We start from the raw sequence: 8,072 nt of genomic DNA on the forward strand, positions 1-8,072 counted from the left end.
TGTTCTCCCCTCTCCGCGAGGAACGAGCGGGGAGGGGGCTCTCCGCGGTCCGGCAGATATTCACCTCCGTGCACGATCCTGGTCTGTCCCTACCCGATCGTGATCCGGTCGATGCTGAACGTGCGCGGCGTGGTCAGCACCGGGCCCGTAAGCCAGGTGGGCCACCAGGTGTTCGCCATCACGAACATGGCGCTCTTCGGGATCCCGCGCTTGAACTCCTGCATCACCACGCCGTCCACGCGGAACTTCACGGTCTTGGCCGTCCACTCGATCGCGTAGTCGTGCAGCCCGGCGGCGGGGTCGAACGGCAGCGTGCGGGTGACGTTGTTCGTCTCCTTCCCCGCCACCCACGTGGTGAACATGATGCGCCGCGTGCCGTCGTTGAAGATCTCGATGTCGATCTCGTCGTTGCCGCCGGCCACGCCCTGGTACAGGAAGAACGCCGAGATGCTGCCCGGCGCCACGGGCGTGCGCATCCGTGCCGTGTACGTGCCCGTGCCGTAGCGCGCGGCGGTGAGGATCTCGGCGCCGTCGTACGCGCCGGCGGCCAGCGAGAGCGCGGCCGTGCCGCCGCCCAGGGCCACGTTGGTGGCGCGAACGGAGCCGCGCCCCAGCGGGTGCGTGTCCGCCGTCCACCCGCCGAACGCGGGGCCGTTGAACTCTTCGGTGACGGCCGTGGAGACGGCGGGGGAGCGGGCCAGTTCGGCCTCGGAATCGGGGTTGGTCGGCATGTCGGAGCATGCGGCGGCCAGCGCGAGCACCGCAAGGGCGGCGGCGCGCGCGGGGCGAAGGCCGGCCGCCGGAGTGGCGACCCGCTTCGCGCGGGGATACTGCGATGTCATGGGGATCCTGCTCCCTCGTTAGGCAGCCCGACGAGCGTGGCGGATCTGCCGATCCGCGGTAGCCTCGTAGCTTTGCGTCCCCGCCTTTCGACGGGTTTGCCGTTTCTGGAGGCGCCCGGGGGAACCGGGCGTGACGTGTCACGCGTCAGTATCGGCACGAGGAGGCGATTGCGAAAGGGCCGACGCGTGACCTTTCGGCATCCGCCTCGTCAGTATGCACAATTCCATTCGGGAACCGTGTGTCAGACCCTGCCGATTCGTCGTTCCCGCGGACGGCGGGCGCCCCGCGCGGCGTGGCACCGTCGCGGCGTACCTTCCCGATCCGCCGGTTTCTGCTACAATATTTGACGTCAGAAACCGGATGGTGTATACTGGGGGCCTTCAAACCCGAGAGCCTGTCCCCGGCTGTCTTCCATCCGCCGCACCTGGAGCGGGCGCGTCCTCCGCGCTTCCCCGGCCGCGGCACCATGGGTGATCGTTTTACGCCACCCCTGGCCCAGAGCGCTCTCTACACTTCTTCCTGACCCCACCCCCGCGGGCGCGTGCCGCGGACCCATCCATCCCCGGACCGGGAGCTTACGTTGCGGAGTACGGTTGTGGTCGCGCGGTCGGCCGCGCTGCCCGCGCTCGCCTGCCTGCTGGCGGCGTGCGACGGCGGCGGCGGCGAGGTCGCCATCGGCACGGCGGGCCCGTTCACGGAGGGCTACGCCCGCATGGTCCGCAACGCCGTGGTCATGGCGGCGGAGGAGATCAACGCCGAGGGGGGCGTGCGGGGGATGACCCTCAAGGTGGTGGCCCAGGACGACGGCGGCGACGGCGTAAAGGCCGCGCAGATCGCCGAGGGCTTCCTGGGCGATCCCGCCGTCAAGGCCGTCGTGGGCCACTCCAACTCCGGCGCCATGGTGGGCGCCGCCCGCGTGTACGACCGCGGCCTGGTGGCCGTCATTCCCAGCGCCACCTCGCCGGAGCTCACGGGCGTGTCGCCCTGGGTGTACCGCGTGACCACCAACGACTCCACCAACGGCGCCAACCTGGCCCGCTTCGCGGCCGGCCTCCGTCCCCAGCGGGTCGCCGTCCTCTACGAGAACAACGTCTACGGCCGGGGCCTGGCCGCCGCCTTCCGCGCCAACTATCCGGGCGAGCTCGTGGGTGTGGACCCCATCGCGGGCGACGGGCGGCTCGTGGAGCCGTTCATCAGCTACTACCGGCAGGTGGCGCCGGACCTGGTGTTCGTGGCCGGAACGGAGCTCAGCGGCCAGGCGCTGCTGCGCGAGGCGCGTCGCCAGGGCTTCACGACCCGCTGGGTGGCGGGAGACGGGTGGTCCGGCGTCGTCACGGACACGGCGGCCAGCGAGGGCGTGTACGTGGCCGTGCCCTTCAGCATCCGCGACACGCGGGCCGAGGCCGTGCGCTTCGTGGAGGCGTTCCGGACGAAGTACGGGGTGGAGCCGGACGCCAACGCCGCCATGGCGTACGACGCGACCCGGCTCCTGGCCAAGGCGATGGCCGAGGTGGGCTTCAACCGCGCGGACATCCGCGGGTACCTGGCCCAGGTGCGCGGCGACCGCTCGTTTCCCGGGGTGACGGGCCCCGTGCGCTTCAGGGCGGACCGCGACCCGGACCGCAGCGGGTTCGTGATGACGCAGGCGCGGGGCGGCACCCTGGTTCCCCTGGAGGGCCGGTGAGGGGCCGCATGGGGTCCGGCATCCGCAGCCGGCTGATCCTGGGGTTCGGCTTTGTCCTGGTGCTCCTGGCCGTGGCGGGGACGGTGGGATGGCGCTCCATGACGAGCCTGTCGGGCGCCATCCGCAGCAGCATGAGCGGCGTGGAGCAGGACGCCCGCCTCTCCGCCATGCTGGCGACGGACGTGGCCCGCGAGATCGCCGTGGCCGCGCGCTACATCGAGCACGGAGAGAGCGCCGCGGCGGAGTTCGACTCCCTGCGCTGGCAGACGCACCGCACCCAGCGCCAGCTGCTGCGCCGCGACGGGCAGACGCAGGAAGAGGTGGAGCTCGTGGTGGGCATCGACCAGCAGCTCTCCGACGCCGAGGTGCGCTACGTGGCCGCGCGCCGCTTGGCCGTGCTGGGCCGCGCCGCCGAGGCCGCCGCCCAGACGGACACGGCGCGGGCCATGGAGGCGCAGATGCTGGGCGCCCTGGGCAAGCTGGCCGAGGTCAAGGGCGCGCGCGTGGCCGCGGCGGAACGGGAGCTGGAGGCGGACGCGGCCGCGTGGCGGTGGATCCTGGCGGCCCTGCTGCTGTCGGCGCTGGTGATCGGCATCGGGGCCGTGTGGGCCGTGCTGCGCTCCATCACGGGGCCGCTGGACCAGCTGGCCGCGCACGCCGGGCGCCTGTCGGAGGGTGACCTGACGGCGCGCACGGACAGCCGCCTTCCCGACGAGCTGCGGATCCTGGCGCGGGCCATGAACCGCACGAGCGACTCGCTGTCGCGCATCGGTGCGGGGGCGGCGCAGGCGGCGGACGGCATCGCCGCGTCGGCGGACGACCTGACCGTCGTCAGCAGCCAGCTGGCCGCCGCCGTGGGCGAGGTCACGCGCTCCATCGAGCAGGTGTCGGAGGGCGCCACGGGGCAGGTGGCGCAGCTGCGGCGGGTGGACGGCGCCCTGCGGCGAATGCTGGAGACGGCCAGCCGCATGGTGGCCGAGGTGCGCGACGTGGCCGCCCTGGCCGCCAGCATCGAGGCCGAGGCGCAAAGCCGGCGCGCCGAGACGGAGACCACCATCGGCACGCTCTTCAAGATCAAGGCGACGGTGGAAGCCGCCGCGGCCGAGACGGTGGCCCTCAACGCCGCCGTGGCCGACGTGAGCACGTTCGTCCGCACGGTCAACGACATCGCCGAGCAGACCAACCTGCTGGGGCTGAACGCCGCCATCGAGGCCGCCCGCGCCGGCGAGGAGGGCCGCGGGTTCGCCGTCGTGGCCGACCAGGTGCGCAAGCTTGCCATGCAGGCCCGCGAGGGGGCGGAGAACGTGGCCGCCATCACCCGTACCATCACGCAGCGGGTGAACAGCACGGCCGCCGCCATGCAGGCCGGTGCCAGCCACGTGGACGAGATCGAGCGCGTGGCCCACGCCGTGGAGGGCGCCCTGACGACCATCGTGGACGCGGCGGAGCGCACGCGCGTGGCCGCGGACCGCGTGACGGGGCTGGCCGAGGGCAATGCCGCCGCCGCCGTGGAGGCCGCGCACGACATCGCCGCCGCGGCCGACACGGCCGTGGTGCACGCCGAGACGGCGGAGGGCGTCCGCGCGGCCACGGCCCAGCAGGAGGTGGCCTGCCGCCTGGTGTCCGAGGCCACGGGCCGGCTCACGGGGAACGCGGGCGAGCTGCGCGGCCTGGTGGGCGGGCTGCGCGTGGCGCCCGTGGCGGATGCGGATACGACGGATGGGGCGGATGCGGATCGGCTCCGTGTCGCCGTGCCCGCGCTCTTCGCGGAGGAGGTGCCGGACGAGCTCGCGGCCAAGCGCCGGCGCCGCAAGCCCGCGCTGCGGTAGACGCCGATCTTCGCGCGCGGGACGGGAACTGCGGTCTCACACGGGCCTTCGGCAACGGAGTCAACGGTAGAAGATCAAAACCGCTGACTCCGTTGGCCGCAGGCCCCGTGTGAGACATTTCTGTTTTCGCCGATCGGACCGGTGGCGCGTGTAAGTGGTTTCAGGCACGCGGGTTGCAAAGACCCACGGCCCACGCCGGACGCGGGATGCCGGCACCGACGTCGCCTGAAACGGGAGTGATCCGATGAACGCCAGACGCATCTTCGCCGCCGCGGCGCTTGCCCTCGGAACGGCCGCGTGCTCGGGCGGAAGCGGCCCCACCCTGGCCGACAACAGCGGGCCCACGATCGACGAGCCGCGCGTGACGCCCGAGGTGCCGCCCACGGACACCACCGCCTTCATGCCCGAGGACGAGGTGTCGATGCCCTGAGCGGCCCGGCAACCAGACGCGACGAATTCGGATGCGCCCGGCCCCCCGCCGGGCGCTTCGCGTATCAACGGTCGCGTGCGCGAAGCGCCTCGCGCCGATGGATCTCTGCGAAGAACTCATCCACAGGAGGATCGCTCAGGAGTGCCTCTCGCTCCTCCGTGTAATTGCCGCGCATCTGGCAGCGTTCGCTGATGAAGCGCGCCATCTCTGCGACTCCAAGCTCAACAGGCCCGCAAGCGGATGACTTCGGGAGTGAGCTCCTCGATCGGTTCATGGGAAGCAGACATGCTACCTCATCGGTGTTGATCTGATGTATCGACCTCCCCGAAACCTCACACCGTTCACAACATCGATCAAGGTGAGGGACAATCTCACCGGTCCAACCAAACGGATGATCCCCGCATCCAATCGTCCATCGCGCCGCTGATGGCCGATTCCGCCGGCCACGATCATCCATCCCGATCCAGGATCATCCCGCATATGCCAAGGCTGCTGATCGCGCTGCTGCTCCTCGTGGCGCCGGGGGCGGCGCGCGCACAGGAATCCGCGCCGTATCGCACGGAGGAGGTGCGATACCACAACGGCGACGTCGCGCTCGCCGGATTGCTGATGCTGCCGCCGGCGGCGAGCGGGCCCGTGCCGGCGGCCGTCATCATCCAGGGCTCCGGGCGCAGCGACCGCACGAACATGTGGGCGCGCTCCATCGCCGAGGCGCTGGTGCGGGGCGGAACGGCCGTGCTGCTCACGGACAACCGCGGCAGCGGCGCATCCGGCGGCGACTGGCAGACGGCGGGCTTCGGCGACCTGGCCGCGGACGCGCTGGCGGGGCTGGAGGCCCTGCGCGCCCGCGCCGACGTGGATTCCACCCGCGTGGGCCTGGTGGGCCTGAGCCAGGGCGGATGGATCGCGCCGCTGGCGGCCGCGCGGTCGCGCCACGTGGCGTTCGTCGTCGACATCTCCGGCGCGGGCGTGAGCTACGCCGAGCAAAGCTTTCACGAGATGGGCAACACGGCACGGCAGGCGGGGCTGGACTCGGCGGGCATCCGCGAGGTGCTGGCGCTGAACCGGGCCGCGGGCGCGTACCTCGTCACGGGCGACTGGGACGCGTACCGCCGCGCCCGCGAGCACGCGCTGACGACGGGCGCTCGACCCGTCGCGGCCGGCTTTCCCGCCGCGCCGGACGCGCCCATCTGGACGATGCTGCGCCAGGCCTACGCCTTTGATCCGCTGCCGTACTGGCTGGTGCTGGAGCCGCCCGTGCTGGTGATGCTGGGCGCGGAGGACGAGCGCGACAACGTGCCCGTGGCCGTGAGCGTGCACCGCCTGGAGCGCGGGTTTGCCGGCGCGGGCAAGACCAACGCGCGGGTGACCGTCATTCCCGGCGCGGGCCACGGATTCTTCGCGGACGATTCCGGCGCGCTGATGCCGGCGTTCACGCAGGCGCTGGCGGCGTGGATGCGCGAGCACGTCACCGCGCCGCGCTGAGCGACTAAAGTCGCCGCAACGACAGCGGAAAGCCCCACAAACTGCGTGGGGCTTCGACGACGTAAACGCTGCTCCGGTGCACACGTGCGGCCTTCCGCTGGGGCAGTCCGCGCAGGCGGACTTCGTGCCTTTCCAGCGGCGAATTCATTCGCTCGGCGGGAGGACCGCGTCCGTGCACGCAGGCCGATTCCGCGCGCGGTGGCTGTCCGCTCGGCGCGTGCCGGGAGATCCGTCCACCGGGGGCTGTCGACGTGATCCGCGACCGCGTCGTCGCTCGACGTGCGGGCGACGTCCGGCCGAATCAGCCGACTTCGCCTACTTCCGCCGCAGGTCGAACATCCAGCCGCGCTGGATGGCGCGCGGCTCCTCGATCATCACGAACGCATCCGGATCCCAGGCGTTCACCTGCGCCAGGGCCAGGGGCAGGTGCCGGCGGCGCAGCACGGCGTAGACGACCTCCATCCGCCCGTCGCGCCCCTGCGCCGGGAACTCCGTCACGCCAAACCCACGCTCGCGCAGCGCCTCGGCGATCTCCACACCGCCGTGGGCGCTCATCACGCGCAGGGCGCTCACGCCCAGGGCCAGCTTTTCCTCGATCCACAGCCCCACCGCCGTGCCCGTGGCGTATCCGCCGGCGTAGCCCAGCAGGTGAAGCGGGCTGTCCAGGAACTTGACCGCGTTGCCCACGGCCAGGATCCAGATCAGCACCTCGAAGAAGCCGATGAACGGCACCAGGCGCTTGTGCCCGCGCACGGCCAGCAGCATGCGCACGGTGGCCAGCGACACGTCCACGATCCGCAGCCCGAAGATCACCAGCGGCCCCCACGCGGAGCCGAACAGCACGTCCAGGGTCATCGATTCCTCCCGCGCGGCCGCCCGCCACGCGTTCCGTTCCCGCGATCACAAAAAGCCGATCCGGCCGGGGCGCGCTGCCCGGCCGGATCGTTCGTCCTCACCCAGGCTCTACACGCGTGCGCCCCAAAAGGTTCGCCCGGATCTGCCGGCGCTCGCGCGGACGGATCGTCATCAACATTGACCCGGTCCGGGCGCCGCGTTACCCTGCGTCCGGCGCGACCTTCCTCCCACGCGCCGCCGCCCTTCCCTCCGAGTCGCTCTCCCCGTTGATGAGGTCGTCCATGCGCCGCCTTTCCATCCGCCGCGTCCTCCCGTTCGCCCTGCTCCCGCTGGCCGCCGCCTGCGCCGACGGCTTCGTCGCCGCCCCGCCGGACGCGGCGCCGAAGGCCGAGCCCGCGCTGGCGCGGCTGGACTGCACGGCGGACGTGCGCGCGGGGACCGTCCTGTGCGCCGCAGCGGCCCCGGCGATGCCCGCGGGCGCGCGCGGCAGCCTGGTGCTGGGCTGGCAGGGCGGCACCGTGCGGCTGGCCAGCAGCGGCGCCAGCTACGATGGGGGAATGTCGATCTTTCGCGTGGACGTGACCGTGCGCAACCTGCTGGGCCAGCCCATCGGCACGGAAGACGGCGTGACGCAGGCGCCCATCCGCGTCTTCTTCGCCTCCGGTCCCGTCGCCACGGCCGGCAACGGCACGGTGGAGGTGGAGAACGAGGACGGCACGGCCATGTTCATGAGCGCCATCCAGCCGTACCACGAGTACGGCGGCATCCTCTCCACGGACGAAGTCTCGGCCGCCAAGGAGTGGCGCTTCACCATGCCCAGCACGGTGGCGCGCTTCGGGTTCACGGTCTACGTCTCCGCGCCCGTGCCGGACGAGAACGCGCTGCAGGCCATCGACCTGGACCCGCGCACGCTGGCCGTGGGCGGGTACCACAGCTGCGCCCTCGC

The 8,072-nt window shown here is 72.1% G+C and carries 8 protein-coding genes and 1 riboswitch; of the genes, 5 read left to right on the forward strand and 3 right to left on the reverse strand.

Features of this window, described 5'->3' with window-relative positions:
- Positions 1-89: 89 nt before the first annotated feature.
- On the reverse strand, positions 90-842 hold the full coding sequence (locus VFZ20_RS09715; protein WP_329683669.1) for a glycoside hydrolase family 16 protein: 753 nt from the start codon (positions 840-842) through the stop codon (positions 90-92).
- Positions 843-860: 18 nt separating this feature from the next.
- Positions 861-953: riboswitch (cyclic di-GMP riboswitch) on the reverse strand.
- Between the two features lie 470 nt (positions 954-1,423).
- On the opposite strand from VFZ20_RS09715, the gene VFZ20_RS09720 reads away from it, so the two are divergent.
- From VFZ20_RS09720 to VFZ20_RS09730, 3 genes are all read left to right on the forward strand, one after another.
- On the forward strand, positions 1,424-2,527 hold the full coding sequence (locus VFZ20_RS09720) for a branched-chain amino acid ABC transporter substrate-binding protein (protein ID WP_329683670.1): 1,104 nt from the start codon (positions 1,424-1,426) through the stop codon (positions 2,525-2,527).
- A complete protein-coding gene (locus VFZ20_RS09725) occupies positions 2,524-4,356 on the forward strand; it encodes a methyl-accepting chemotaxis protein (protein ID WP_329683671.1) in 1,833 nt (610 codons plus the stop codon). Before VFZ20_RS09720 ends, VFZ20_RS09725 begins: the two co-directional genes overlap by 4 nt.
- Positions 4,357-4,600: 244 nt before the next feature.
- The gene (locus tag VFZ20_RS09730; protein WP_329683672.1) at positions 4,601-4,786 is read left to right on the forward strand and encodes a hypothetical protein; all 186 of its coding nucleotides are present in this window, start codon (positions 4,601-4,603) and stop codon (positions 4,784-4,786) included.
- Between the two features lie 64 nt (positions 4,787-4,850).
- Here VFZ20_RS09730 and VFZ20_RS09735 read toward each other — a convergent pair whose 3' ends face one another.
- On the reverse strand, positions 4,851-4,991 hold the full coding sequence (locus VFZ20_RS09735; protein WP_329683673.1) for a hypothetical protein: 141 nt from the start codon (positions 4,989-4,991) through the stop codon (positions 4,851-4,853).
- A 275-nt stretch (positions 4,992-5,266) separates the two neighbouring features.
- On the opposite strand from VFZ20_RS09735, the gene VFZ20_RS09740 reads away from it, so the two are divergent.
- Positions 5,267-6,271 (forward strand): alpha/beta hydrolase family protein, encoded by a 1,005-nt coding sequence (locus VFZ20_RS09740; protein WP_329683674.1) that lies wholly within the window; start codon positions 5,267-5,269, stop codon positions 6,269-6,271.
- A 315-nt stretch (positions 6,272-6,586) separates the two neighbouring features.
- Here the strand turns inward: VFZ20_RS09740 and VFZ20_RS09745 are convergent, their stop codons facing one another.
- Positions 6,587-7,126 carry a DUF2179 domain-containing protein gene (locus VFZ20_RS09745; protein ID WP_329683675.1) on the reverse strand — a complete coding sequence of 180 codons (540 nt, stop codon included), beginning with the start codon at positions 7,124-7,126 and terminating at the stop codon, positions 6,587-6,589.
- Between the two features lie 281 nt (positions 7,127-7,407).
- Here VFZ20_RS09745 and VFZ20_RS09750 point away from each other — a divergent pair.
- Positions 7,408-8,072: hypothetical protein (locus VFZ20_RS09750; RefSeq protein ID WP_329683676.1), on the forward strand; the 665-nt coding region annotated here is incomplete at its 3' end.

The sequence above is a fragment of the Longimicrobium sp. genome (genome assembly GCF_036280135.1).
GTDB lineage: Bacteria > Gemmatimonadota > Gemmatimonadetes > Longimicrobiales > Longimicrobiaceae > Longimicrobium.